This window comes from Pannonibacter carbonis, from assembly GCF_003012935.1.
GTDB classification, from domain to species: domain Bacteria; phylum Pseudomonadota; class Alphaproteobacteria; order Rhizobiales; family Stappiaceae; genus Pannonibacter; species Pannonibacter carbonis.
Window position 1 is genome coordinate 22742 of record NZ_PUDR01000006.1, and the last position, 22932, is coordinate 45673.

23 protein-coding genes are annotated in these 22932 nt (G+C 63.6%); 6 read left to right on the forward strand and 17 right to left on the reverse strand.

Going from position 1 to position 22932, the window contains the following annotated elements; genetic code table 11:
* The first annotated feature begins 5 nt into the window (after positions 1–5).
* The 3 genes from uvrA to C8348_RS09895 all read left to right on the forward strand — a co-directional run bounded on the left by uvrA (position 6) and on the right by C8348_RS09895 (position 3991).
* Complete coding sequence (gene uvrA, locus C8348_RS09885; RefSeq protein ID WP_208983691.1) at positions 6–2987, forward strand: excinuclease ABC subunit UvrA; 2982 nt, start codon at positions 6–8, stop codon at positions 2985–2987.
* Between the two features lie 253 nt (positions 2988–3240).
* A complete protein-coding gene (locus C8348_RS09890) occupies positions 3241–3390 on the forward strand; it encodes a DUF1127 domain-containing protein (RefSeq protein WP_106753173.1) in 150 nt (49 codons plus the stop codon).
* A gap of 451 nt (positions 3391–3841) precedes the next feature.
* Positions 3842–3991, forward strand: a complete 150-nt coding sequence (locus C8348_RS09895) for a DUF1127 domain-containing protein (RefSeq protein WP_106753353.1) — start codon at positions 3842–3844, stop codon at positions 3989–3991.
* A gap of 373 nt (positions 3992–4364) precedes the next feature.
* Here the strand turns inward: C8348_RS09895 and C8348_RS09900 are convergent, their stop codons facing one another.
* A complete protein-coding gene (locus C8348_RS09900; protein WP_208983692.1) occupies positions 4365–5033 on the reverse strand; it encodes a hypothetical protein in 669 nt (222 codons plus the stop codon).
* Positions 5034–5211: 178 nt separating this feature from the next.
* On the opposite strand from C8348_RS09900, the gene trmFO reads away from it, so the two are divergent.
* Entirely contained in the window at positions 5212–6618 is a 1407-nt protein-coding gene (gene trmFO, locus C8348_RS09905; RefSeq protein ID WP_106753354.1) for a methylenetetrahydrofolate--tRNA-(uracil(54)-C(5))-methyltransferase (FADH(2)-oxidizing) TrmFO, read from the forward strand.
* 21 nt (positions 6619–6639) lie between these two features.
* Here trmFO and C8348_RS09910 read toward each other — a convergent pair whose 3' ends face one another.
* The 5 genes from C8348_RS09910 to yajC all read right to left on the reverse strand — a co-directional run bounded on the left by C8348_RS09910 (position 6640) and on the right by yajC (position 10905).
* The gene (locus C8348_RS09910) at positions 6640–7485 is read right to left on the reverse strand and encodes a phytoene/squalene synthase family protein (RefSeq protein WP_106753175.1); all 846 of its coding nucleotides are present in this window, start codon (positions 7483–7485) and stop codon (positions 6640–6642) included.
* Positions 7486–7489: 4 nt separating this feature from the next.
* Positions 7490–7867 (reverse strand): Mth938-like domain-containing protein, encoded by a 378-nt coding sequence (locus C8348_RS09915; protein WP_106753176.1) that lies wholly within the window; start codon positions 7865–7867, stop codon positions 7490–7492.
* 26 nt (positions 7868–7893) lie between these two features.
* Positions 7894–8841 (reverse strand): protein translocase subunit SecF, encoded by a 948-nt coding sequence (gene secF, locus C8348_RS22380; protein WP_198646996.1) that lies wholly within the window; start codon positions 8839–8841, stop codon positions 7894–7896.
* 18 nt (positions 8842–8859) lie between these two features.
* A complete protein-coding gene (gene secD, locus C8348_RS22385) occupies positions 8860–10470 on the reverse strand; it encodes a protein translocase subunit SecD (RefSeq protein WP_198646997.1) in 1611 nt (536 codons plus the stop codon).
* A 102-nt stretch (positions 10471–10572) separates the two neighbouring features.
* Positions 10573–10905, reverse strand: a complete 333-nt coding sequence (gene yajC / locus C8348_RS09925; RefSeq protein ID WP_106753355.1) for a preprotein translocase subunit YajC — start codon at positions 10903–10905, stop codon at positions 10573–10575.
* 234 nt (positions 10906–11139) lie between these two features.
* On the opposite strand from yajC, the gene C8348_RS09930 reads away from it, so the two are divergent.
* Positions 11140–12033: an ATP-binding protein gene (locus C8348_RS09930; protein ID WP_106753177.1), complete on the forward strand. Its 894-nt coding sequence runs from the start codon at positions 11140–11142 to the stop codon at positions 12031–12033.
* 59 nt (positions 12034–12092) lie between these two features.
* On the opposite strand, the gene C8348_RS09935 is transcribed toward C8348_RS09930, so the two are convergent.
* From C8348_RS09935 to nagZ, 11 genes are all read right to left on the reverse strand, one after another.
* A complete protein-coding gene (locus C8348_RS09935; protein ID WP_106753178.1) occupies positions 12093–13493 on the reverse strand; it encodes a M23 family metallopeptidase in 1401 nt (466 codons plus the stop codon).
* A 109-nt stretch (positions 13494–13602) separates the two neighbouring features.
* Positions 13603–14283 carry a protein-L-isoaspartate(D-aspartate) O-methyltransferase gene (locus C8348_RS09940; RefSeq protein ID WP_106753179.1) on the reverse strand — a complete coding sequence of 227 codons (681 nt, stop codon included), beginning with the start codon at positions 14281–14283 and terminating at the stop codon, positions 13603–13605.
* Between the two features lie 47 nt (positions 14284–14330).
* Positions 14331–15089 carry a 5'/3'-nucleotidase SurE gene (gene surE, locus C8348_RS09945; RefSeq protein WP_106753180.1) on the reverse strand — a complete coding sequence of 253 codons (759 nt, stop codon included), beginning with the start codon at positions 15087–15089 and terminating at the stop codon, positions 14331–14333.
* Position 15090: 1 nt separating this feature from the next.
* Positions 15091–16371: a serine--tRNA ligase gene (gene serS / locus C8348_RS09950; protein ID WP_106753181.1), complete on the reverse strand. Its 1281-nt coding sequence runs from the start codon at positions 16369–16371 to the stop codon at positions 15091–15093.
* Positions 16372–16443: 72 nt separating this feature from the next.
* Positions 16444–17229 carry a twin-arginine translocase subunit TatC gene (gene tatC, locus C8348_RS09955; protein WP_106753182.1) on the reverse strand — a complete coding sequence of 262 codons (786 nt, stop codon included), beginning with the start codon at positions 17227–17229 and terminating at the stop codon, positions 16444–16446.
* Positions 17226–17720, reverse strand: a complete 495-nt coding sequence (gene tatB / locus C8348_RS09960; protein ID WP_106753183.1) for a Sec-independent protein translocase protein TatB — start codon at positions 17718–17720, stop codon at positions 17226–17228. Before tatB ends, tatC begins: the two co-directional genes overlap by 4 nt.
* Positions 17721–17760: 40 nt before the next feature.
* Positions 17761–18009, reverse strand: a complete 249-nt coding sequence (locus C8348_RS09965) for a twin-arginine translocase TatA/TatE family subunit (RefSeq protein WP_106753184.1) — start codon at positions 18007–18009, stop codon at positions 17761–17763.
* A 101-nt stretch (positions 18010–18110) separates the two neighbouring features.
* Positions 18111–19259 (reverse strand): ABC transporter ATP-binding protein, encoded by a 1149-nt coding sequence (locus C8348_RS09970; protein WP_106753185.1) that lies wholly within the window; start codon positions 19257–19259, stop codon positions 18111–18113.
* Positions 19256–19924, reverse strand: coding sequence for an SMC-Scp complex subunit ScpB (gene scpB, locus C8348_RS09975; protein ID WP_106753186.1), 669 nt, complete (start codon positions 19922–19924; stop codon positions 19256–19258). Before scpB ends, C8348_RS09970 begins: the two co-directional genes overlap by 4 nt.
* Entirely contained in the window at positions 19914–20717 is an 804-nt protein-coding gene (locus C8348_RS09980) for a segregation and condensation protein A (protein ID WP_106753187.1), read from the reverse strand. Before C8348_RS09980 ends, scpB begins: the two co-directional genes overlap by 11 nt.
* 2 nt (positions 20718–20719) lie before the next feature.
* Complete coding sequence (gene nagZ / locus C8348_RS09985) at positions 20720–21745, reverse strand: beta-N-acetylhexosaminidase (protein WP_106753188.1); 1026 nt, start codon at positions 21743–21745, stop codon at positions 20720–20722.
* Positions 21746–21871: 126 nt separating this feature from the next.
* Between nagZ and C8348_RS09990 the strand changes: the two genes are divergently transcribed.
* On the forward strand, positions 21872–22882 hold the full coding sequence (locus tag C8348_RS09990) for an alpha/beta hydrolase (RefSeq protein ID WP_106753189.1): 1011 nt from the start codon (positions 21872–21874) through the stop codon (positions 22880–22882).
* Positions 22883–22932: the final 50 nt, after the last annotated feature.

A 22932-nucleotide genomic window follows, 5' to 3' on the forward strand; every position in this document is an offset into this window, starting at 1 on the left:
AATTGATGTCCGAGGACGCCAAGCCTTCTCTCCCGACCGCCATTTCCCGGGTGATCCCGCCCGAGCGCGGAAAATATCTGTCGATCCGCGGCGCGCGGGAACACAATCTCAAGAATGTCGACCTGGACCTCCCGCGCGACCGGCTGATCGTAATGACGGGCCTGTCCGGATCTGGCAAATCCTCGCTTGCCTTCGACACGATCTACGCCGAGGGACAGCGCCGTTACGTCGAGAGCCTGTCGGCCTATGCGCGCCAGTTCCTCGAGATGATGCAGAAGCCGGATGTCGACCAGATCGACGGTCTTTCGCCGGCAATCTCCATCGAGCAGAAGACCACCTCGCGCAATCCACGTTCGACCGTCGGCACGGTCACCGAGATCTACGACTACATGCGCCTGCTGTTCGCGCGGGTCGGCGTGCCGCATTCGCCGGCAACCGGCCTGCCGATCGAAAGCCAGACCATCAGCCAGATGGTGGACAAGGTGATGGCACTGGAAGAGGGAACGCGATTGTTCCTGCTGGCGCCGATCGTGCGCGGGCGCAAGGGCGAGTACAAGAAGGAACTCGCCGAACTGATGAAGAAGGGCTTCCAGCGGGTCAAGATCAACGGCACGTTCCACGAGATCGCAGAGGCCCCGGCGCTGGACAAGAAATACAAGCATGACATCGATGTGGTGGTGGACCGGATCGTCGTGCGCCCCGATATCGCCGGGCGTCTCGCCGATTCCTTCGAGACCGCCCTGAAACTCGCCGATGGCATCGCCATTGCCGAACTGGCGGACAAGCCCTTGCCGGACCTGCCCTCCGACAAGGAGGCCGTGCTGCAGAACCGCAACGAGACGCATGAGCGGATCATCTTTTCGGAGAAATTCGCCTGTCCGGTCTCGGGCTTCACGATCACCGAGATCGAACCGCGGCTGTTCTCCTTCAACAATCCGTTCGGAGCCTGCCCGTCCTGTGACGGCCTCGGCACCACCCTTGCCTTCGAGGCCGAACTGGTTGTCCCGGACGAGGGGCTGTCCCTGCGCGACGGGGCGGTCCTGCCATGGGCCAAGACCGGCGCAACCTCGCCCTATTACGCCCAGACGCTGGAGGCGATCTGCCGCCAGTTCAAGGTGTCGATGGCAACGCCCTGGCGCCAGTTGCCGGAGGAGGTCCGCAGCCTGATCCTGCATGGCTCGGGCAAGACGGAGATCGAATTCGTCTATGACGACGGTGTGCGCAGCTACAAGGCGCGCAAGACCTTTGAAGGGGTAATCGGCAACATTGAACGGCGCTGGCGCGAGACGGATTCGGCCTGGGTCCGGGAGGAACTGTCGCGCTTCCAGTCCAACCACCCCTGCCCGGCCTGCGGCGGCTATCGCCTGAAGCCCGAGGCGCTGGCGGTGAAGATCGGCGGCTGCCACATCGGCCAGATCTCCAACCACTCGATCCGCGAGGCAGCGGTCTGGTTCGAGGCGCTGCCGCCCTTTTTGACCGACAAGCAGCAGGAAATCGCCGGCCGGATCCTCAAGGAAATCCGCGAGCGCCTGCGGTTTCTCAATGATGTTGGCCTGGAATACCTGTCGCTGTCGCGCAATTCGGGCACCCTGTCAGGCGGCGAGAGCCAGCGCATTCGTCTCGCCTCGCAGATTGGCTCCGGTCTGACCGGCGTGCTCTATGTGCTCGACGAGCCCTCCATCGGCCTGCACCAGCGCGACAATGCCCGGCTTCTGGAGACGCTCCGGCATCTGCGCGACCTCGGCAACACGGTGATCGTCGTCGAGCATGACGAGGACGCGGTGATGACGGCAGACTATGTGGTCGATGTCGGCCCCGGCGCTGGCGTGCATGGCGGGGAGATCGTGGCGGTCGGCACGCCGGCGGAAATCATGGCCAACCCGGCGTCCCTGACCGGGCAGTACCTGTCGGGCGCACGCGGCATTCCGGTGCCAGCCGAACGGCGCAAGATCAACAAGAAGCGGCAAATCAAGGTGATCGGCGCGCGCGGCAACAATCTCAAGAGTGTCAACGCCGAAATTCCGCTCGGCACTTTCACCTGCATCACTGGCGTCTCCGGCGGCGGCAAGTCGACCTTCCTCATCGACACGCTGTTCCGCGCGGCGGCGCGCCGGCTGAATGGCGCGCGCGAGAACCCGGCACCGCATGACCGCATCGAGGGCCTTGAACATCTCGACAAGGTGATCGACATCGACCAGTCGCCGATCGGGCGGACGCCACGCTCCAATCCGGCCACCTATACCGGTGCCTTCACCCCGATCCGCGAGTGGTTTGCCTCAATGCCCGAGGCCAAGACCCGCGGCTATCAGCCGGGTCGGTTCTCCTTCAACGTCAAGGGCGGACGCTGCGAGGCCTGCCAGGGCGATGGCGTCATCAAGATCGAGATGCACTTCCTGCCCGATGTCTATGTCACCTGCGATGTCTGCAAGGGCCGGCGCTACAACCGGGAAACCCTGGAAGTTCTGTTCAAGGGCAAGTCGATCGCCGATGTGCTCGACATGACCGTGGAGGAAGCGGCGGAGTTCTTCGCCGCTGTCCCAGCCGTGCGCGACAAGATGGAGACGCTGGCGCAGGTGGGCCTTGGCTATATCAAGGTCGGGCAGCAGGCGACCACCCTGTCGGGCGGTGAGGCGCAGCGCGTCAAGCTCGCCAAGGAACTGGCGCGGCGCTCGACCGGGCGGACGCTCTATATTCTCGACGAGCCGACAACAGGCCTGCATTTCCACGATGTCGCCAAGCTGCTCGAGGTGCTGCATGAACTGGTCGATCAGGGCAACTCGGTCCTGGTCATCGAGCACAATCTCGAGGTCATCAAGACGGCGGACTGGCTGATCGATTTCGGGCCGGAAGGCGGCGATGGCGGCGGCATGGTGGTGGCAACGGGACGGCCGGAGGATGTGGCCGATGTCCAGGCCAGCCACACCGGACGCTTCCTGCAGGAATTGCTGCAACGCCGCCCGCAGCAGCGGACCACAGCCGCAGAGTGATCAGGGGCGGTGTGACGCGCGCGATTATGCTGCAACGCAGCATCTGACGATTCGATCGATTTAAATGGGTCAAGAGCGGGGCAGAACCATCTGTCCCGCTTTATTTTTTCGCCTTGCGGGAATTGCATGCCAGTCATGCAGACGCGGATCTTCTCGCAAATGCGAAGAAGGCGTAGATAAGGGTCATCGGAACGGCGCTGCACCGCACAACGGAAAGCTGACAGCCGCTCCTGAAGGTTCAAGGATCGGACAAATGATCAATTCCGTCGTTCGCAAATACAACTCGTGGGTCAACTACCGCCGCACGGTCGAAGAGCTGTCCCGCCTGTCCAACCGCGAGCTGAGCGACCTGGGCATCGGCCGCGGTGACATCGAGTTCATCGCCCGCCGCGCCAGCCGTTAAGCGGTTTCAGACTACAAGAATCGCGATCCCGGGCTTTCCTCCTCCCAGGCCCCGGATCGTGTGAGACGGCGGGTTCTTCTCCTCCCAGCCCGCCTGACTAAACGACGCCCGCCGGTACCTCCTCCCACCGGCGGGCGTACGTTTTTCCAAGACCCAGTCTGCACGATACCCAGTCTGCACGATACCCAGTCTGCACGATACCCAGTCTGCAATGGCCGCGCCCGCCCCCGGGCTGCGGCCTTTTTGCTGCCTTGCCGGGGACGCGGCTCTGCCTGGATCTCACCGCACAGGCTAACGGGTCTTAACGACGCCCTGCAGGGATCGCAGGGCTGTCATGACGAGCCGGCACTGGCAAGCCAGCTAAAGATCACCTATCTGTATCCCAACGAATTGAGGGCAGATGCCCCGATCCAATCTCCTGATCAAAACAAGCAAGAAGAAAGGTAACATCATGCTTCATGATCTCGTCTCCAAGTACCGCTCGTGGAAAAAGTACCGCGAAACCTATGATGAACTGGCCCGCATGTCCTCGCGCGAGCTGAATGACATCGGCATCTCCCGTGCCGACATCGGTTCCATTGCCCGGCAGGTCATGCGCTGACATCGGACGGGGGGCGACCTTACGCGCCCTTGCCGAGCGGAAGAATGCTCCCCGACAGGGGGCATGGTTCAGGGGTGATCCCAACAGCGAGGATCGCCCGGACCAGACTTCGGATCCAGGCAGCGCCGCACGTGCTGCTCTGCAACATGAACAGGGCAGGCATGCAGAATTGTGCATGGCGCGCCGGCTCCGGACAAATTATCAAGAAAACAACACGGGCGGCGCCAAGCTGCCCCGATCTTCGGGCCAAAGGACTCCTCCTCCCACCTGCGGCCCGGCTTCGACCGATCCTCCTCCTCCCGGATCGGCCATCGAAAGAGCGCTTGCCGGTACCTCCTCCCACCGGCGAGCGCTTTTCGATTCTGGAGAGCCTTCAACTCACAGCGCGTGACCGAAACCAGTCGTCCAGCGGCTGGACAACCGGTTGCAATCCGTTGGCCCTCGGCCAGCTGTCGATGGCGAAGTCTTTGCCGCCTTTTTCTCTCAGCACAGCGGTGGCATGCGGATAGCGGCCATCCAGCAGGAAGCCGCGTGCCACCGGTGCGCGCACCGAGTGGTGGCGCAGCCACCCGCGCGCCTCGGCCAGCAGCAGCAGGCTCGTCGTGTTGGTCGCCTCGTCGATGCAATCCATCTGGCCCGGGACACCCGAACCCTGCAAATCAAGGCCGCCCCGGTCATCCTGCGAGCCGACCTGCTTCGCAACCCGGTTTTCCATCCAGGCAACGGCACGGGCAACGGCTGCGCGTTCGGCCGCCGGCGATTTCGCTCCGGCCCGCAGCAGCGCCTGCAACCGGTTCAGGTCCTGCCGGCCGAGATCAAAGGGTGTCTTGCGGGCGCAGCCGAAGGCATGACAGATGTAGATCCGCTCCGGCCGGGGTATTACCCCATTCTGACTGTCATACCAGCCGTTCGACGACGAACTGGACTGCGCGGCGCATGCGGTAAGGCCGAAGACCGGCAACAGGGTCAGAGCCAGCCGGCGGACCCGCCGGAGACGACTTTCACCGTGGTTCGGCGCTGCCGCCCCCATTCCACCGTCCATCCGCAAGCCCCCTCTTCGGACATTCCCTCGCGGCAGCATACGGCTCGCATTGCATCAGAGCCATCGAAACGATATCAGGCAGGTTCCTGTTTTCATCGTCCGACCCGGTCCCATGGCACCGCAGACGACAGGCGCGGGTCTCCTGTCCCGGCCGTTCCACACGAGGCACACCCTGATGATGAAACCCGTTCACGTGATCGGCGGCGGACTGGCCGGTTCGGAGGCTACCTGGCAACTGGCCAAGGCCGGCATTCCGGTTGTCCTGCACGAGATGCGGCCGGTGCGTGGCACCGATGCGCACAAGGGCGACGGGCTGGCCGAACTGGTCTGTTCCAATTCGTTCCGGTCGGATGACGCCGACTACAACGCCGTCGGGTTGCTGCATGCGGAGCTGCGCCGCGCCGGATCGCTGATCATGCAGGCAGCTGATACGCATCAGGTGCCGGCGGGCAGCGCGCTTGCGGTGGACCGTGACGGGTTTTCCGACGCGGTGACGCAGACACTGGCCGCCCATCCGTTGGTGACACTGTCCCGCGAGGAACTGACCGACCTGCCGCCGGAGGACTGGGACAGCGTCATCATTGCCACCGGCCCCCTCACCTCCCCGGCCCTGTCAGAGGCAATCCTGAAGCGGACGGGCGAGGATTCGCTGGCGTTCTTCGACGCCATCGCGCCGATCGTGCATTTCGATTCGATCAATCTCGACGTCGCCTGGTTCCAGTCGCGCTACGACAAGGTCGGACCTGGTGGCACCGGCAAGGATTACATCAACTGCCCGATGGACAAGGCGCAGTATGACGCCTTCATCGACGCGCTGATCGCCGGCGACAAGACCGACTTCAAGGAATGGGAGGCCAACACGCCCTATTTCGACGGCTGTCTGCCGATTGAAGTGATGGCGGAACGCGGTCGCGAGACCCTACGCCATGGCCCGATGAAGCCGATGGGGCTGACCAATGCGCATAACCCGACGGTGAAGGCCTATGCGGTGGTGCAACTGCGCCAGGACAATGCGCTTGGCACGCTCTACAACATGGTCGGTTTCCAGACGAAGCTGAAGTACGGCGAACAGGCCGAGATCTTCAAAATGATCCCGGGACTGGAGAATGCCGTCTTTGCCCGGCTCGGCGGCCTGCACAGGAACACGTTCCTCAATTCCCCGAAGCTGCTAGACACGAGCCTGCGCCTCAAGGCCGAACCAAGGCTACGCTTTGCCGGCCAGATCACCGGATGCGAGGGCTATGTGGAATCGGCCTCCGTCGGCTGCATGGCGGGCCTGTTCGCAGCGCGGGAAAGGCTCGGCCTGGAGGTGGTCACCCCACCGGACACCACGGCCATGGGTGCACTGCTGGCGCATATCACCGGCGGCCACATTGCCCGGGACGACGAGGAAGGTCCGCGCTCGTTCCAGCCGATGAATGTCAATTTTGGCCTGTTTCCGCCCGTCGACGCGCCGGCCAAGGCCGAAGATGGCAAGCGTCTGCGCGGCGCTGACAAGGCAAAGGCCCGCAAACTGGCAATGACCCAGCGGGCAAGGGCGCATTTCGAGGACTGGATCGGTGCGAACCAGCTTGCGGCAACCTGATCAGGACATTGCGGCGGATGCTTACCGAAGCGCCCGCCGCGCGGCCCGCCAGATGATCCACTGCCGGTAGATCTGGGACAGTTCAGCCCGGTCGCGGAAGGGGTTGAACCCCTTTCGCTCCATAACCTTCAGGAACGGCTCGACAAGGCAGACCGGCAGGAAGGCCGGAGCCACCTCCGGACGGATACAGGAAATCTGCGCCCGGGTGCGATCCAGATGATGCCGTGCATGCGCCCGCATCTCCGCCAGCGCAGCCCCAAGCTCCGGCGTCATTTCGCCCCTGAACATGGTCTCGGGATCAACGCCGTGGCGGTCCAGGACATCCGCGGGCAAGAATTGCTGCCGCCGCGCCGCATGCCAGGGCAGCGCCCGAAGCAGGCCCGTGAGACCATAGGCGACCCCGGCATGGCCTGCTGCATCACAGGTGCCAGGCTCCTCGCCGCCGGCAAGAATGATCGAGCCGAGTTGCATCAAGGCGGATGAGGTCTCGCCGGCATAGCCTTCAAGATCCGTCAATGTCGGCATGGGATCGTCATAGAGATCGAACACCCGCGCATCGAGAAGCGCGATCAGGGCTTCAACGGGCAGATGATACCGCCTGATTGTGCTGGCTAGCGCTGCGGCGACAGGATTGGCCGAGGCCTCACCGTGCTCGGTGCCGGTGAGGAAGTCGCGCCACCATTGCAGGCGGACCTCCCCCGGCAGCGGATCATTGACCAGATCGCGGACACGGGCGACTTCACTGTTGAAGGCATAGAGTGCCAGCAGTCCGCCCCGGTGTTCGGGTGCGGCAAACAGCGCTGTCAGATAGCGGTCGATATCGTGGTCCCGTACCAGGGCCTGAACGTGGTCGAAGGGATCTGCCATGCCCCTACTCGACCGCAAGCAGGACCGCGGCCACTGCGCGATCTTCCGACAACATCACATTGAGGGTGCGAACCGCCGCGCCCGTCGACATGGGATCGGCCAGGATACCTGCCTCGCGGAAGGCCGTGCGCCACTCAGGCTTGAGCGGCCGCAGATCTGCGCCTGTACCAATGAGGAGAACTTCGATGTCTGCGGCCTGCTCCAGAACCCTGGAGAAGCTGTCGAGTGTGATCTGGCTGAAGTCCGCGACGTCCCAGCCGTGAATGCCGGAGGGAAGACACAGGATCGAGCCGAGATGCGACATTCCGGCGAACCGGAACCCGCCGCCGCCATAGGCGTCGACGGGCGCACGGCCAGGGAAATGCGCCTTGCGGATTTCCATCTTTGTTCCTGTGTTGGCGAACCGGCTCAGGCCGTCTTCGCAGCATCCGTCCCGCTTGCCTTCTCCTCGTCCTTGTCGCTGCCGCCGGGGCGGAGGTTGAAGAGGATGAGCATTGGCGCTGCCAGGAAGATGGACGAATACGTGCCGATGATGATGCCGAAGATCATGGCCAGCGTGAACGACTGGATGACCTCTCCTCCAAACACATAGAGCGCGGACAGGGCAATCAAGGTCGTCACGGACGTCATTGTCGTGCGCGCCAATGTTTCGTTGATCGACAGGTCCAGAAGATCCGTCAGCGACAGCTTCTTGTAGCGGCGCAGGTTCTCTCGAATGCGGTCATAGACGACGACCGTGTCATTGAGCGAGTAGCCGATGATCGTGAGGATCGCGGCGATGCTCGAAAGGGTGAAATCGAGCTGCAGAACCACAAACAATCCGAGCGTGACGATGACGTCGTTGAGCGTCGTCAGGATCGCGCCCACGGCAAACTGCCACTCAAAGCGGAACCAGACATAGAACAGGATGCAGATGAGCGCGACCGTGATGCCGATGCTGCCCGCCATCGCCAGTTCGCCCGAGACGCGGGGACCGACGATCTCGACGCGGCGGAACTCCACCTCGCCGGCAAAGGCCGCACGCACGGCGTTGATGGCCAGTTGCTGGGCCTGTTCGCCGCCGTCCTGCTGCTCCATCCGGACAAGGACTTCATCCGGGTCGCCGAACTGCTGCACCTGGACATCGCCCAGATTGAGAGTGCCGAGCTTGCCACGGATCGCGGCGATGTCCGCCGGACCTTCGGTCTTCATTTCGATCAAGCTGCCGCCCTTGAAATCAATGCCGAAATTAAGGCCGACCGAGAAGAAGAGAACACCGGACAGAATTGCGACCACAATCGACAGCGGGAAGCTGTACGTGCGGAACCACATGAACTTGTAGGTGGTGTTATCGGGAATAAGCCTGAGCAGGCGCATGATGATGTCCCTCCCGGTTCACAGGTTGATGCGCGTGGGGCGCGCATAGCGAACCCAGGTCGCGACAAGGAACCGGGTCAAGGTGTAGGCGGTAAAGACAGTCGTGAAGATGCCGAGCGCCAGCGTCACGGCAAAGCCCTTGACGGGGCCGGACCCGAGCTGGAACAGGACAACGGCGGCGATCAGCGTCGTGATGTTGGCATCGAGAATGGTGCCGATAGCCCGGCTGAAGCCGGCATCAATTGCCGAGATGGCCGAACGACCATTGCGGACTTCCTCACGAATGCGCTCATAGATCAGGACGTTGGCGTCCACCGCCATGCCGATGGTCAGCACGATGCCGGCGATGCCTGGCAGGGTCAGTGTCGCCTGAAGGATCGTCAAGGCGGCAAAGATCAAGGTGATGTTCACCGCCAGCGCGATGTCGGCGAAGACGCCGAAGCGGCCATAGGCGAGGATCATGAAGATCGCGACCGCCGCCGCGCCGATCAGTGACGCCAGCTTGCCGGCATCAATCGAATCCTGACCAAGGCCCGGGCCGATCGAGCGTTCCTCGATGACGGTCAGTTTTGCAGGAAGAGCACCGGCCCTCAGCAGCACGGCCAGGTCATTGGCGCTCTGCACAGAGAAGTTGCCCGAGATCTGGCCGGAGCCACCGGTGATCGGTTCATTGATACGCGGGGCAGAGATCACCTCGTTGTCCAGCACGATGGCGAAGGGACGGCCGACATTCTGGGTCGTCACTGTCGCAAACTTGCGTGCGCCGGAGGTGTTGAGGCGGAAGCTGACCACGGGCTCGTTGGTCTGCTGATTGAAGGACACCTGCGCGTCAACGAGGTCCTCACCGCTCATCAGCGGAACCTCCTCGACGAGATAGGGGATCGACGGTTCGTCGACGGAATTCAGGATGATCGTTCCCACCGGCGGGCGGCTCTGCAGCGCCTGGTCGGGGGACATGGTCACATCGACAAGATGGAAGGTCAGCTGGGCGGTCTGGCCGACGAGCGATTTCAGGCGCTCTGGGTCCTGTTCGCCGGGGGCTTCGACGAGGATCCGGTCGGAGCCCTGGCGCTGGATGTTCGGCTCGGTCGTGCCGATTTCGTCGACACGGCGACGGATCACCTCGATCGATTGCTGCACGATCGAGGCCATCCGCTGCTCAAGGCCCTGCTCGGTGAAGGCATAGCGGACGAGACCGTCACTGGAGACAGTCATTTCGAATTCATTGACGGCCTGACCCGAGAACAGGGACCCGGCAAGCGGGTTGACCAGCGGTGCAAGCCGCGTCCGGGCTTCCTCGATCTTGTCCGCATCACGGATGCGGACCTGGACGGTCTCGCCCTGGATTGCGAGCCCTGTATAGCCGATGCGCGGCTCCTTGCGCAGTTCACTGCGGATCTCGCCGGTCAGTGTTGCAAGGCTCTTGTCGATATAATCGCGCTTGTCGACTTCGTAGAGAAGATAGGCACCACCCTGCAGGTCCAGGCCCAGCACGATCTGCGTCTTGGGTAGCCAGTTCGGCCAGCTCCGGAGTGTTTCGGCAGACATGAAATTCGGCAGGATCGAGACGATCCCTCCGAGGATCACTGCAAAGATCAGGGCGATCTTCCAGCGTGCAAAATAGAGCATGAGTGATTGCCTGTGTTGGCTGTGCCACCTGATGCGGGGGCGCCTCTTGACCGATGGGCTTGCCTCCGGGCGCGACCAGCGCGCCCGGGAGCCGGATGCGGCTTATTCGCCGTCCTTCACCGGTTCCGACTTGGAACGGACTTCCGCCACCATGGCACGAACCAGGCGCGCCTTGACGCCTTCGGCCAGTTCAACCTGGATTTCCGTGTCATCGACGACCTTGGAGACCTTGGCGATCAGGCCGCCGGACGTGACCACGACATCGCCCCGGCGCAGGTTCGACACCATTTCCTTGTGTGCCTTGACCCGCTTCTGCTGCGGGCGAATGATCAGGAAATACATGATCACAAAGATCAGGATGAACGGCGCAAAGGACAACAGCGAGCTCGGATCCGACAAGGAGCCGGACTGGGCGTATGCAGGGGTGATCAACATCAAGGACTCCTCGAGAGTGGGCATCAGGACGGGCCGGATCATCACTTTTCGCCCCGTTCAGGTCGCGCGGACTATAACCACGGGGCCTTGCATTTCAAGTCACACGGCGGGTTTCAGCGTACCGATCCGGGCAAAACCGGCATTTCGGCCCCTCCCCCCACATGTTAATCCTGACAGCAGGACCTTTTGGTTCGCCCCCATATAGGCATTCGACAATCCGGTAACAGTGTTCCCATGACAAAAGCAGCGCCCGAACCATCCCAGGCCGTCCTTTCAGAGGTTGCGGCGAAGCTTGACCAGCTGATCGCCCTGATTGCCCGTGTTGTTCCCCCTGCCCCCATGGCGCCCGATTTTGCCGGCACGGACGCCTTCATCTGGCAACCGGTGCCGGGTAATCTGGTTCCCGTGCCCAAGGTCAACCGGGTGGAGATCGAACTCCTGTGCGCCATTGCCCGCGTCCGGGATCTCCTGGTCGACAACACACGGCGCTTTGCCCGGGGATTGCCGGCCAACAACGTGCTGCTGTGGGGCGCGCGTGGCATGGGCAAGTCGTCCCTGGTGAAGGCCGCGCATGGGGCGATCAATGCCAGTGGCGAGACGGCGCCGTTGAAACTGATCGAGATCCACCGCGAGGACATCGAGACACTGCCCGCCCTCATGGGCCTGATCAAACCGGCGCCTTACCGATTCATCGTGTTCTGCGACGACCTCTCCTTCGACCACGACGACACGTCCTACAAGTCGCTAAAGGCGGTACTGGAAGGCGGGATCGAGGGGCGGCCGGAGAATGTGCTGTTCTATGCCACCTCGAACCGGCGCCACCTGCTGCCGCGCGACATGATCGAGAACGAGCGCTCCACCGCGATCAACCCTGCCGAGGCAGTCGAGGAGAAGGTATCGCTGTCGGATCGCTTCGGCCTGTGGCTCGGCTTCCACAATTGTTCGCAGGATGACTATCTGGAGATGGTCGGAGGGTATGTCCGGCATTTTGGCCTGGACGTTCCCGCCGATGCCCTGCGGGCCGACGCCCTGGAATGGGCCACGACCCGCGGTGGCCGGTCAGGCCGTGTGGCGTTCCAGTTCATCCAGGATCTGGCGGGCCGGCTTGGCGTGCCGCTAAGGTCATAATCGCATGCAAAAAAGGCGGCCCCTGCGGACCGCCATTGTTAATTTCAGGCAAGAGGACCCTAGCCCCGCGGAAGATAGCGCAGCGGATCGACCGGCTTGTTGTCCTTGCGCAGTTCGAAATGCACCTGCGGTTGGGTCACGGAGCCAGTGGATCCAGCCTTGGAGATCACCTGACCGCGCTGGACGGTCTCGCCGCGCTTGACCAGGATCTCGCTGTTGTGAGCATAGGCCGACACCCAGCCATCATCGTGGCGGATCAGGACAAGGTTGCCGAAGCCCTTGAGTTCATTGCCGGCATAAAGAACGGAGCCATCGCCGGCAGACTTGACCGGCGTGCCTTCCGGGACCGCCAGGTTGATGCCGTCGTTGCGGGTACCACCGGGCTTGGAGCCATATTCTGAGATGACACGGCCACGCACCGGCCAGCGGAACATCGGACCGCCGACGCTCTCCTGGGCATCGGCAGCGGCTGTCTGCAGCGGCTTGGAATCCTGCGCGGCGCCAGCAAGCGCCTCAATCGCCGGCTTGTCATTTGCCGGAAGTGTGGAGGCCGGTGCTTCGCGCAAAGCCGTCACCGGGGTCGAAGCGGCCGGGGCGGGCTTGCCGGCGACCAGGGGGGCCGACGGACGCGCATCTGTTGCGGTCGGCTTGGCCGGCGTCAGAGCTGCAACAGCCTTGCCATTGACCGGCTTGCGCGACGGTGCCTGGACACTGGCAATCGTGTTGGTGGCCGGAGAGATTGAACCCGTTGTCGCGGGCGCTGCGCCGGCGGGCGGCAGCGTCACAGGCCGCGCGGCGGCAGGCTGCAGTGTTGCCGGCCGCGTTGTGGCGGCAGTGGTCGTTGAATTGTTTGCCGCGTAGACATAGGTCGGGATGATCACGGACTGGCCAGGACGAACCTGCGACGAGGAGTCGAGCCCGTTGACGGCCATGATGGCCTCGGTCGGAACCCCGTAGCGGCGACCCAGCGAGGCAACGGAATCACCCTCGCGCAACTGGATCCGGGTTCCGCCAGTAGAGGTCCAGCCCTTCCAGGAGTTTTCTCCTGCCGAAACGGCAGAAGCAACCGGGGCAGGAGTTGCAGGAACGGCAGGACGCGCGATGACGGGCTCTCCGGTCGGCAACAGCTTTACCGGCGGCGGAGCGGAGGAAGCAACGGTTCCGGCGACCGGCGGCAACTTGCTGGACGCAATCGACCCCGTCGTCTTTGGCGTAGCGCCGGAGGCAGGCAGGTTCGAAGCGACCTTTCCAGGCCCGCGCACAATGTCCTGATAGCTCGGCTGGCTGGATTTCGCGCCGCCAAGGATGGCGCGCTGATTGGCGGTTCCGCCCGTATAGACGGGACCATCCGCAAACCGCTCCATGCTGCCGCTGCAGCCGGCGCCAAGACCTGCCAGGAGGCCAATGGCGGCGACCCGTGTCCAAGGGGACTTGCGATCGTTACGCATCCGACTGGTCATTGCCCTGCTCGACCCACTCTCAGTTACCATGGGACCAGTAAAGAGCAGTAAGGTTGACAAAGCCTAAACATGGAGACGGAACGGCGGAATTCCGCCAAGAGATCAAGGGCTAAAGAAAATCTGCCCGGCCAGGCCGCAAGGATACGAGGCGCAACTCGCCCAAATGTTCCTCAACGTCCGATTCTGTGCCGCGCCGGAACCGCACCAGGGACTGCACCTTGCCCGGCCACCCGACCGTCGCGACAAGAACGCCCTCACTGGTCAGCTGGCTCTTGAGGACATCAGGAATCGTTGGCACGGACCCGGTCAGGACGATTCGATCGAAGGGCGCCCGATCACGCAAGCCTTGCAGGCCGTCAGCATGATGCAATTCGCAATTGGCGATCTTGAGGGCGGCCAGCCGCTGGCGGGCAAGGCTGATCAGTGTCTGGTAGCGCTCGACGGTGAAGACATGCTGGCACAGATGCGACAGCACGGCCGATTGATAGCCGGAGCCAGTGCCGATCTCCAGCACCCGGTGACCAGGCTGGATTTCAAGCGCTTCGGCCATTTTGGCCACCAGCGACGGCGCGCTGACCACCTGGCCGCATTCAATTGGCAGCAGGCAGTCCTCATAGGCATAGCGATGCAGCCGCGCCGAGAGAAACAGCCGGCGCGGCACCCGCTCTATGGCCGAGAGCACGCGCCGGTCGTTGATGCCGCGCCGGCGCAGGGACAGGACGAGGGACGCACGCGCTTCGAACTCGTCATGCGTGACAATCGGAGCATCCGCCCCGCCCGTGTCAGCCATCCCCGCCCCCTTGCTGCCCTGCGACACTCCGCAGGGCGTTGATCCGGTCAGTCCAGTTCCGCCGCCAGCAAGCCGACGAGGTCATGGGCCGTCAAATCCAGTCGCAGCGGCGTAACGGAAATGTGATTCGAAACGATCGCGTTCAGGTCGCTGTTGCCGACCGGATCATGCGAGCGCTCCTGGAAGCCGAGCCAGTAATAGGCATTGCCGCGCCGGTCCATGCGCTCGTCGATGACGAGGCCGGCCTGCTCATGATGCCCCTGTACGGTGACCTTGACCCCTGCGACCTGGTCCGGCGCGCAGTCGGGAAAGTTGATGTTCAAGAGGGTGAAGCGCGGCAGGTGAAAGCGCATCAGCTTGCGGAACAGGTCCGGTCCCAGCACTTCGGCCGGGGAGTAATCCGGTTCGGTGCCGACGGCAAAACTCCAGGTCTGCGACACGGCGAAGGACGGAATGCCGAGGATCGCCCCCTCCATGGCGCCGGCAACCGTACCCGAGTAGGTCACGTCATCGGCCATGTTCTGACCCCGGTTGATGCCGGAGAGAATCAGGTCCGGCAGTCCGGGCAGCACCTTGCGCACGCCCATGATGACGCAATCCGTCGGCGTCCCGCGCAGCGCGAAGTGCTTCTCGGAAATCTGCCGCAAACGCAGCGGATCGCTCAGGGTCAGCGAATGGGCGACACCGCTCTGGTCCGTCTCCGGCGCCACGACCCACACGTCATCGGACAACTCGAGCGCGATGCGCTCCAGCACCCTGAGGCCTTCGGAGTGAATGCCGTCGTCGTTGGTGATCAGAATACGCATGTCAGCCGATCCGCTCCAATCCGCCCATATAAGGCCGCAACACGTCCGGAACGGTGATGGAGCCGTCGGCGTTCTGGTAATTCTCCATCACTGCGATCATCGCGCGGCCCACTGCAATGCCGGACCCGTTCAGCGTGTGAACGTGGCGCAGGCCCTTTGCATCAGCGGGACGATAACGCGCGTTCATCCGCCGGGCCTGGAAGTCGCCGCAGACCGAGCAGGACGAGATTTCGCGGAACATGTCCTGCCCCGGCAGCCAGACCTCGATGTCATAGGTCTTCTGCGAGCCGAAGCCCATGTCGCCGGTGCAGAGCGTCATGACACGGTAGTGGAGGCCAAGCTTCTGCAGCACGGCCTCGGCACAGCCGAGCATGCGCTCCAGTTCGGCAGCCGAATCTTCCGGACGGGTGACCGAGACCAGCTCGCATTTCTGGAACTGATGCTGGCGCAGCATGCCGCGCGTGTCGCGGCCGGCAGAGCCTGCTTCCGAGCGGAAGCAGTGGGTCAGCGCCGTCACGCGCAGCGGCAGGGCCTCCTCGCCGAGGATCTCGTCCGCGACCATGTTGGTCAGCGGCACTTCGGCGGTCGGGATCAGGTAATGCCCCTCCCCGGCCCGGAACAGGTCTTCCTCGAACTTCGGCAGCTGGCCGGTGCCGAAGAGGGCCGAGCCATTGACCAGCAGCGGCGGCGACACTTCCATGTAGCCGTGTTCAGTGGTGTGGAGATCGATCATGAACTGGCCAAGCGCGCGTTCCAGACGCGCGAGCTGGCCCTTGAGCAGGACAAAGCGCGAGCCGGACATCCTGGCGGCGGTGCCAAAGTCCATGCCGCCGAGCGCCTCGCCCAGTTCGAAATGCTCTTTCGGCTTGTTGATCGCGGGAATCACCGGCTTTGCACCGTGAACATGCCGGACGACATTGCCGGCCTCGTCGGCGCCATCGGGAACATCGGCGAGCGGCAGGTTGGGGATGACGCAAAGCGCCTGATCCAGCGCCTCGTTGAGGCGACGTTCCTCTTCCTCCCCGTCCTGGATCATCGACTTGATCTTTGCGACCTCGTCGATCAGGGCCTGGGCCGCAGCATCGTCTTTCTGCGCCTTGGCCTTGCCGATCTCCTTGGAGGCGGCGTTGCGGCGCTCCTGCGCATCCTGAAGCCGGGCGATATGGGCACGGCGGGCATCATCGAGGGCAATCAGGCGGGCGGAGGCGGCCTCCACGCCACGGCGGGCGAGGGCAGCGTCGAAGGCTTGCGGGTTTTCCCGGATCCATTTGATGTCGAACATGTGGGCTTCCGATGGCAATTGGGCCGAATGACCTGCACCGGATCGACGTCAGGGTGGCAAGGGCCTGAAAGGTCAGGCCTCCTCGTCCTTTTCCCGCTCCGCGCGCCGGCGCTCGATCAGTCGTACCGAAACGATGGAAACTTCGTAGAGAAGCAGCGTTGGCAGCGCAAGGCCGATCTGGCTGATCGGATCGGGCGGGGTCAGAAATGCCGCGAGGACAAAAGCAATCACGATGGCGTATTTGCGCTTCTCTTTCAGCGACTGGGACGAGATCAGGCCGGCCCGACCGAGGAGCGTCATCACCACCGGCATCTGAAACACCATGCCGAAAGCAAAAATCAGCACCATGATGAGATCGAGATATTCGCTGACCCGAGCCAGATGCTGGATCGCAACCTTGCCCTCCCCTCCAGCCTGCTCCATCGACAGGAAAAAGCCCATCGCCAGCGGCATGACCAGGAAATAGACGAGCGAGGCCCCCATGATGAACAGGACAGGGGTTGCCGCAAGGAACGGCAGAAAGGCCTGGCGCTCGTTCTTGTAGAGGCCAGGTGCCACGAACATGTAGATCTGCGAGGCGACCACCGGGAAGGCCAGGAACAAGGCACCAAACAGCGCCAGCTTCATCTGGGTGAAGAACCATTCCTGCGGCGCGGTGAAGATCATCTCCACCGGCTTGTCCCCGCCGACAGCCTGCAGATAGGGCACCGTCAGGATGTTGTAGATGTCGATGGCGAAATAGAAGCAGACCACGAACATCAGCATGATCGCGATCACCGACTTCAGCAGCCGGGAGCGCAACTCGATGAGATGCTCGATGAGCGGCGCCTTGCTGGCGTCAATATCGTTCTCGCTCATGGCCTCGCCTCGGTTCCGGCAACGGGCTCGGCTTGTCCGGTTGCGGCAGGGCTTGCCACGGCTGCAGGCTCAGGTTCGGCAACGGCGGGGGCAATGACCGGCACCTCTGCTGCCGCAGCGACAGGAGGCACTGTGGCGCCAGCAGCATTGGCCGCGCCCTCGTCCGGCACTGCAGCCTTGGCTGCGCCCGAGGCCTCCGGTGACGCAACGCTGACCGGTGCGATGGATTTCTTCAGATCGGCAAGCGGATCGAAGTCCTTGACCCCCTTGGCAGCCTCCTCGACCGTCTTTTTCATGTCGAGGACGTCCGCTTCACGCTCGGCTTCCTTCAGCGCATCGTTGAAGGTGGACTGAAATTCATTCGCCATGCGGCGCATCTTGCCAATGGTCTGGCCAAAGGCGCGCAACATGCGTGGCAGGTCCTTTGGGCCCACCACAATGATCGCGACCACGGCGATCACCAGCAGTTCCGTCCATCCGATATCAAACATCAACGCCTGCCAGTTCTAGCAATGCCGCGCGACGAACCACTCAGTTCGTACGGGACTGGTCCTGGCTCTTTTCAGCAGCGACCTGCTCGGCCGGCTTGTGATCGATGGTCTTCGGGGCCTCCGGAGCCTGCGATGCAGGTGCTGCAGCCGTGTCGTCTTCGGACATGCCCTTCTTGAAGCTCTTGATGCCTTTTGCAACGTCGCCCATCAGATCGGAAATCTTGCCCCGGCCAAACAGCAGGATGACGATCACTGCAACGATGAGAAGCTGCCAGATACCGATGCTCATTCCTTCAACTCCCACTCGTGCCGGCAGCGGACCGGCGCGCCACTATTACAAAAAGACCCTGAGCCCGCAACTAGCCGGCCTCCTGCCTGTCTAACTCCTATCTAAGGGGCCGAATGCGACTTGGCAAAGACTAGTACGTCTCTTTCATCAACTTCGATGCCGACATCCATGCCCGGAACGACATGGTCGCCTGGCCGCAGGCGCGCCTGCAGCGGCCGGTCAGAGCCGGGGTAAGCCAGTTGCACCAGATCAACCGTGCCGATAAAGCGCCGCGACAGCACCCGCGCCGGCAGCCCCTGCCCCGTCGGAACTAGACGGATCCCGTCCGGCCGCAAACAGACCTCGACAGCATCCCCCTCGGCGACATCCGGACCGGGCGTGAAGGGCAACAGCCCGAGTGGACACTCGACCCGACCGCCGCGAAGAGTGCCTTCGAACTCGTTGACCTCCGAAAAGAACCGCGCAGCAAACCGATTGATCGGGCGCAGGTATAACTCTTCGGCTGTGCCATGCTGCACCAGGCGTCCATGGCGCATCAGGGCGATCCGGTCGCCCATGCGCATGGCTTCTTCCGGATCATGGGTCACCATCACGCAGGTGGCCCGCGTCTCGCGCAGGATCGCCAGGGTCTCCTCGCGCACATCATCGCGCAAACGCCGGTCAAGGCCGGAGAATGGCTCGTCCATCAAGAGGATGCCCGGACGCGGGGCAATCGCACGGGCAAGCGCCACGCGCTGCTGCTCGCCGCCGGACAGGGCATGCGGATAGTCGTCGGCATAGGCAGCAAGGCCAACCCGTGCCAGCATCTGGTTGGCGACATCGCGCGCGGCTGTCCGGGTCAACCGGGTCAGACCGAACATGACATTCTCGCGGTTGGTCAGATGCGGGAACAGCGCATAGTCCTGGAACATCAGCCCGACACCGCGCTGTTCCGGCGGCAGGAAGCGCCGGGGCCCGGCCACTTCCTCGCCGTTGATCAGCACCCGGCCAGAGGTCTGGGTCTCCACTCCGGCAGCGATGCGCATCAAGGTCGTCTTGCCGCAGCCGGAATGGCCCAGAAGACAGAGGATCTTGCCCGGATCGACCTGAATGGAAACGTCATGCAGCGTTTCCGCCGCGCCATAGGAATGATGGATATTCTCGAACGCCAGACCCGACGCAAAGGTCGTGCCCGCGGTTCCCCGTGTGCCCCAACCGGTCGGGGCGGCGACACCGCCGCGCGGCTCATCCGGTCGTGATTGCGACTTCACTGCGCCTCGTCCTCTTCCAGATCCAGAGCAAGTTCCTCGTGGTCAAACAATTCGCCGTCCTCCAGCGGATCCTCATCCGGCGCCAGAATGTCCGAATCATTCGGCAGCGGCACATGGAAGCTGGCCGGGATGGCGCTGTCGAGGAGACCGGCGCCTTTCAGTTCCTCAAGTCCCGGCAGGTCGGCGATGAGTTCGAGGCCGAAATGATCAAGGAAGCTTTCCGTGGTGCCATAGGTCACGGGGCGGCCCGGCGTGCGGCGGCGGCCGCGCATGCGGATCCAGCCGGTCTCCAGGAGCACGTCGAGCGTGCCCTTGTTGGTGGAAACGCCGCGGATTTCCTCGATCTCGGCGCGGGTGACCGGCTGGTGATAGGCGATGATCGCCAGGGTTTCCAGCGCGGCGCGCGACAGCTTGCGCTGCTCGACGGCCTCGCGCTGCAACAGATAGGCAAGGTCCGGCGCGGTGCGGAAGGCCCATTTGCCCGCAACCGGCACGAGAGTGACACCGCGCGTCGCATATTGCCGCTCCAGTTCGTCGATGAGACCGGCCACATCGGTGCCGACGGGAAGCCGGGCGGCGATGTCCTCCACTGACAGGGGATCGGCAGAGGCAAACAGCATTGCCTCGACCATGCGCAGCCCGTCGAGATCGAGTTCAGCCGCCATCGCGGGCCTCCTGCCGTCGGCGCAGATAGATCGGTGCGAAAGGATCGCTCTGGCGCAGTTCGAGCTGGCCTTCGCGCACCATTTCAAGGCTGGCCGAGAAGGTGGAGGCCAGCACGGTGGCCCGTTCGCTCTCGTCCACGAGATAGTCGACAAGATAACTGTTGATCGGCGCCCAGTCGGCCATGCGGCCGACAAGGCGCGACAACAGGTCCCGTGCCTCCTGCAACGACCATACCGTGCGCAGGCGCACCCGGACGCTGGTCACCGACTGGCGTTGCCGCTGGGCGGCATAGGCGGTCAGGAGATCATAGATCGTGGCGCTCCAGACGCTCTTGCGCTGGACGGAGAGCGCTTGCGGCGCGCCGCGGGCGAACACGTCCCGGCCGAGCCGGTTGCGCTGCATCAAGGCCTCGGCGGCCTTGCGCATCGCCTCCAGCCGCTGCAGGCGGAAGGCAAGCGCGGCGGCCAGTTCCTCGCCGCTTGGTTCGTCCTCACCCTTTTGTTCCGGGATCAAGAGCCGGCTCTTGAGGTAGGCGAGCCAGGCAGCCATGACGAGATAGTCCGCCGCCAGTTCGAGGCGCATCAGGCGGGCGTCGGAGACAAAGGCGAGATACTGCTCGACCAGGGCGAGGATCGAGATGCGGGTCAGGTCGACCTTCTGGCTGCGCGCGAGCGTCAGCAGAAGGTCGAGCGGGCCTTCAAACCCGTCCACATCGACGACAAGCTGCGGATCATCGCTCGCCCGTTCGGACGGCGGCTGATCCTCGAGAAAGTCGGTCTGGACGGGAGCCATGATCAGGCGGTCACCTCGACACGGGCCATGAGGGCATCAAATTCCGCACGCGCCGCTGCACGGTCGAAGCCGGGTGCCGGATCCTTGCGCTGGGCGAGACCTAATAGACAGCGCTCCAGCGCCCGACCGGAAAGTTCAGGCGTGGCGGCGGCCACCTGGCGCATTTCGTCCATGTCGCCGTTGCAGTGAAGGACGAGATCGACGCCGGCGGCGTGGGTTTTTTCCGCCCGTGCGCCGAGGCTCCCGCCGAGGGCCTGCATCGACAGGTCATCGGACATCAGCGCGCCGTCGAAGCCGATCTCGCCGCGAATGATGTGCTCGACGATGAGGCGGGACTGGGTGGCCGGGGCCGAAGGGTCGATGGCCTCATAGAGCAGATGGGCCGTCATGCCGAAGGGAGCCTTGCTGTAGGCGCGGAAGGGCGCGACGTCGCGAGCCAGGATGTCCTCAAGCGGCGCGGTAATCCGGGGCAGATCGAGGTGGCTGTCGACCTGGGCCCGGCCATGCCCCGGGATGTGCTTCATGACCGGCAGGACGCCGCCCGCCAGAAGACCTTCGGCGGCGGCCATCCCGAGGGCGGCGACCATCTCCGGGTCCGGACCATAGGAGCGGTTGCCGATCGCGGCGACAGTTTCCGGATAGAGCACATCCAGCACCGGCAGGCAGTCCATGGTGATGCCGATGGCCAGGAGATCAGCGGCAATGAGGCGCGCGCCGAGGAAAGCAGCGCGCAGGCCGGCAGCAGCGTCCAGCTCATAGAGCAGACCATAGCTGCGCCCGCTCGGATAGTTCGGCCACAGCGGTGGCTTCAGCCGCATCACCCGCCCACCTTCCTGGTCGATCAGCACGGGTGCATCCGGACGACCGACGACGGAACGGAAATCGGCGCTCAGCGCGGCAATCTGCTCGGGGGACTGGCAGTTGCGGCCGAACAGGATCAGTCCGAACGGATCTTCTGCGCGGAAGAAGGCGCGCTCGTCGTCCGTCAGTTCCAGCCCGGCGCAGCCGCTGATGAAAGCCTTGGTCATACCCTGCCCTTACGTCCTGTTCGCCCCCCGGTCAACCACCGGTCAAGACCCGGCTTTCAGCGCAATTGCCTTGGCGGAGGGGCGCATTCTAATGTCAGTCCAATGTGCCAACCACAGGACAGGACGATGCGCAAGCTCCACGATATCCCAGCCGGAACGTTACACAGCCTCACGGTGGAAAGCGATCTCATCGCCGCCAACCTTCTTGGCGATCCTGCCGCTAGGGAGACGGTGGTTTACGTTCCCCATGGCCACGACGGGGCCGGGCTGCCACTGCTGATGGATCTGGCCGGGTTCACCGGCTCCGGGCTCGGCCATGTGGCCTGGAAGAACTTCGGCGAGAACCTGCCGGAGCGACTCGACCGGCTGATTCACCAGGGCCAGTTGCCCCCCGTGGTGGTGGCCATGCCCGACGGCTTCACCCGCCTCGGCGGCAACCAGTATGTGGATTCCCTCGCCATCGGACAGTGGGGCCAGTATCTCACCGGTCCCGTTCTTGCCGCCATCGAGAGCCGGTTCGGCTGTGGCGGCAAGGGGCGGCGCGGGGTGTTCGGCAAGTCGTCCGGCGGCTATGGCGCGATCATCCATGCCATGCGCTATCCCGATGTCTGGTCGGCTGCGGCCTGCCATTCCGGCGACATGGGGTTCGAGCTCTGCTACCTGCCGGACATGCCGAATGTCCTGCGAACGCTGGCGCGCAAGGACATGTCGATCGAGAAGTTCATCGCGGACTTCGAAGCCGGGCCGAAGTTTTCCGGCGGCGACATCCATGTGCTGATGACGCTGGCCATGGCGGCGACCTACGATCCGGATCCCGGTGCCTTCCTCGGCATTCGCCTGCCGGTCGATCCTGAGACCTGCGAACTGATCCCCGAACGCTGGGCGGCCTGGGCGGCGCAGGATCCGCTGTCGCTGGCCCCTGGCCATCTGGATGCCTTGCGCCAGATGAAGGCGCTTTGGATCGATTGCGGGCGCATCGACCAGTATAATCTGGTCTACGGCGCAAGACGGCTCTCCCGCATCCTCACTGACGGCGGCGTGGCGCATGTCTATGAGGAGTTCGACGACAACCACTCCTCGATCGACTACCGCCTCGACGGCAGCCTGCCGGTGCTCGTGAACGCGTTGAACGCCTAAGCCCAAGTACCTGAAAACACGAACGGCGGGCAAAGGCCCGCCGTTTTGCT

What these genes read in the sequence shown, in the direction of transcription:
- uvrA (WP_208983691.1), top strand. Translation starts at nt 6, where the DNA reads ATGTCCGAGGACGCCAAGCCTTCTCTCCCGACCGCCATTTCCCGGGTG.
- C8348_RS09890 (WP_106753173.1), top strand. Translation starts at nt 3,241, where the DNA reads ATGATCAATTCCGTCGTTCGCAAATACAACTCGTGGGTCAACTACCGC.
- C8348_RS09895 (WP_106753353.1), top strand. Translation starts at nt 3,842, where the DNA reads ATGCTTCATGATCTCGTCTCCAAGTACCGCTCGTGGAAAAAGTACCGC.
- C8348_RS09900 (WP_208983692.1), bottom strand. Translation starts at nt 5,033, where the DNA reads ATGGACGGTGGAATGGGGGCGGCAGCGCCGAACCACGGTGAAAGTCGT.
- trmFO (WP_106753354.1), top strand. Translation starts at nt 5,212, where the DNA reads ATGAAACCCGTTCACGTGATCGGCGGCGGACTGGCCGGTTCGGAGGCT.
- C8348_RS09910 (WP_106753175.1), bottom strand. Translation starts at nt 7,485, where the DNA reads ATGGCAGATCCCTTCGACCACGTTCAGGCCCTGGTACGGGACCACGAT.
- C8348_RS09915 (WP_106753176.1), bottom strand. Translation starts at nt 7,867, where the DNA reads ATGGAAATCCGCAAGGCGCATTTCCCTGGCCGTGCGCCCGTCGACGCC.
- secF (WP_198646996.1), bottom strand. Translation starts at nt 8,841, where the DNA reads ATGCGCCTGCTCAGGCTTATTCCCGATAACACCACCTACAAGTTCATG.
- secD (WP_198646997.1), bottom strand. Translation starts at nt 10,470, where the DNA reads ATGCTCTATTTTGCACGCTGGAAGATCGCCCTGATCTTTGCAGTGATC.
- yajC (WP_106753355.1), bottom strand. Translation starts at nt 10,905, where the DNA reads ATGTTGATCACCCCTGCATACGCCCAGTCCGGCTCCTTGTCGGATCCG.
- C8348_RS09930 (WP_106753177.1), top strand. Translation starts at nt 11,140, where the DNA reads ATGACAAAAGCAGCGCCCGAACCATCCCAGGCCGTCCTTTCAGAGGTT.
- C8348_RS09935 (WP_106753178.1), bottom strand. Translation starts at nt 13,493, where the DNA reads ATGACCAGTCGGATGCGTAACGATCGCAAGTCCCCTTGGACACGGGTC.
- C8348_RS09940 (WP_106753179.1), bottom strand. Translation starts at nt 14,283, where the DNA reads ATGGCTGACACGGGCGGGGCGGATGCTCCGATTGTCACGCATGACGAG.
- surE (WP_106753180.1), bottom strand. Translation starts at nt 15,089, where the DNA reads ATGCGTATTCTGATCACCAACGACGACGGCATTCACTCCGAAGGCCTC.
- serS (WP_106753181.1), bottom strand. Translation starts at nt 16,371, where the DNA reads ATGTTCGACATCAAATGGATCCGGGAAAACCCGCAAGCCTTCGACGCT.
- tatC (WP_106753182.1), bottom strand. Translation starts at nt 17,229, where the DNA reads ATGAGCGAGAACGATATTGACGCCAGCAAGGCGCCGCTCATCGAGCAT.
- tatB (WP_106753183.1), bottom strand. Translation starts at nt 17,720, where the DNA reads ATGTTTGATATCGGATGGACGGAACTGCTGGTGATCGCCGTGGTCGCG.
- C8348_RS09965 (WP_106753184.1), bottom strand. Translation starts at nt 18,009, where the DNA reads ATGAGCATCGGTATCTGGCAGCTTCTCATCGTTGCAGTGATCGTCATC.
- scpB (WP_106753186.1), bottom strand. Translation starts at nt 19,924, where the DNA reads ATGGCGGCTGAACTCGATCTCGACGGGCTGCGCATGGTCGAGGCAATG.
- C8348_RS09980 (WP_106753187.1), bottom strand. Translation starts at nt 20,717, where the DNA reads ATGGCTCCCGTCCAGACCGACTTTCTCGAGGATCAGCCGCCGTCCGAA.
- nagZ (WP_106753188.1), bottom strand. Translation starts at nt 21,745, where the DNA reads ATGACCAAGGCTTTCATCAGCGGCTGCGCCGGGCTGGAACTGACGGAC.
- C8348_RS09990 (WP_106753189.1), top strand. Translation starts at nt 21,872, where the DNA reads ATGCGCAAGCTCCACGATATCCCAGCCGGAACGTTACACAGCCTCACG.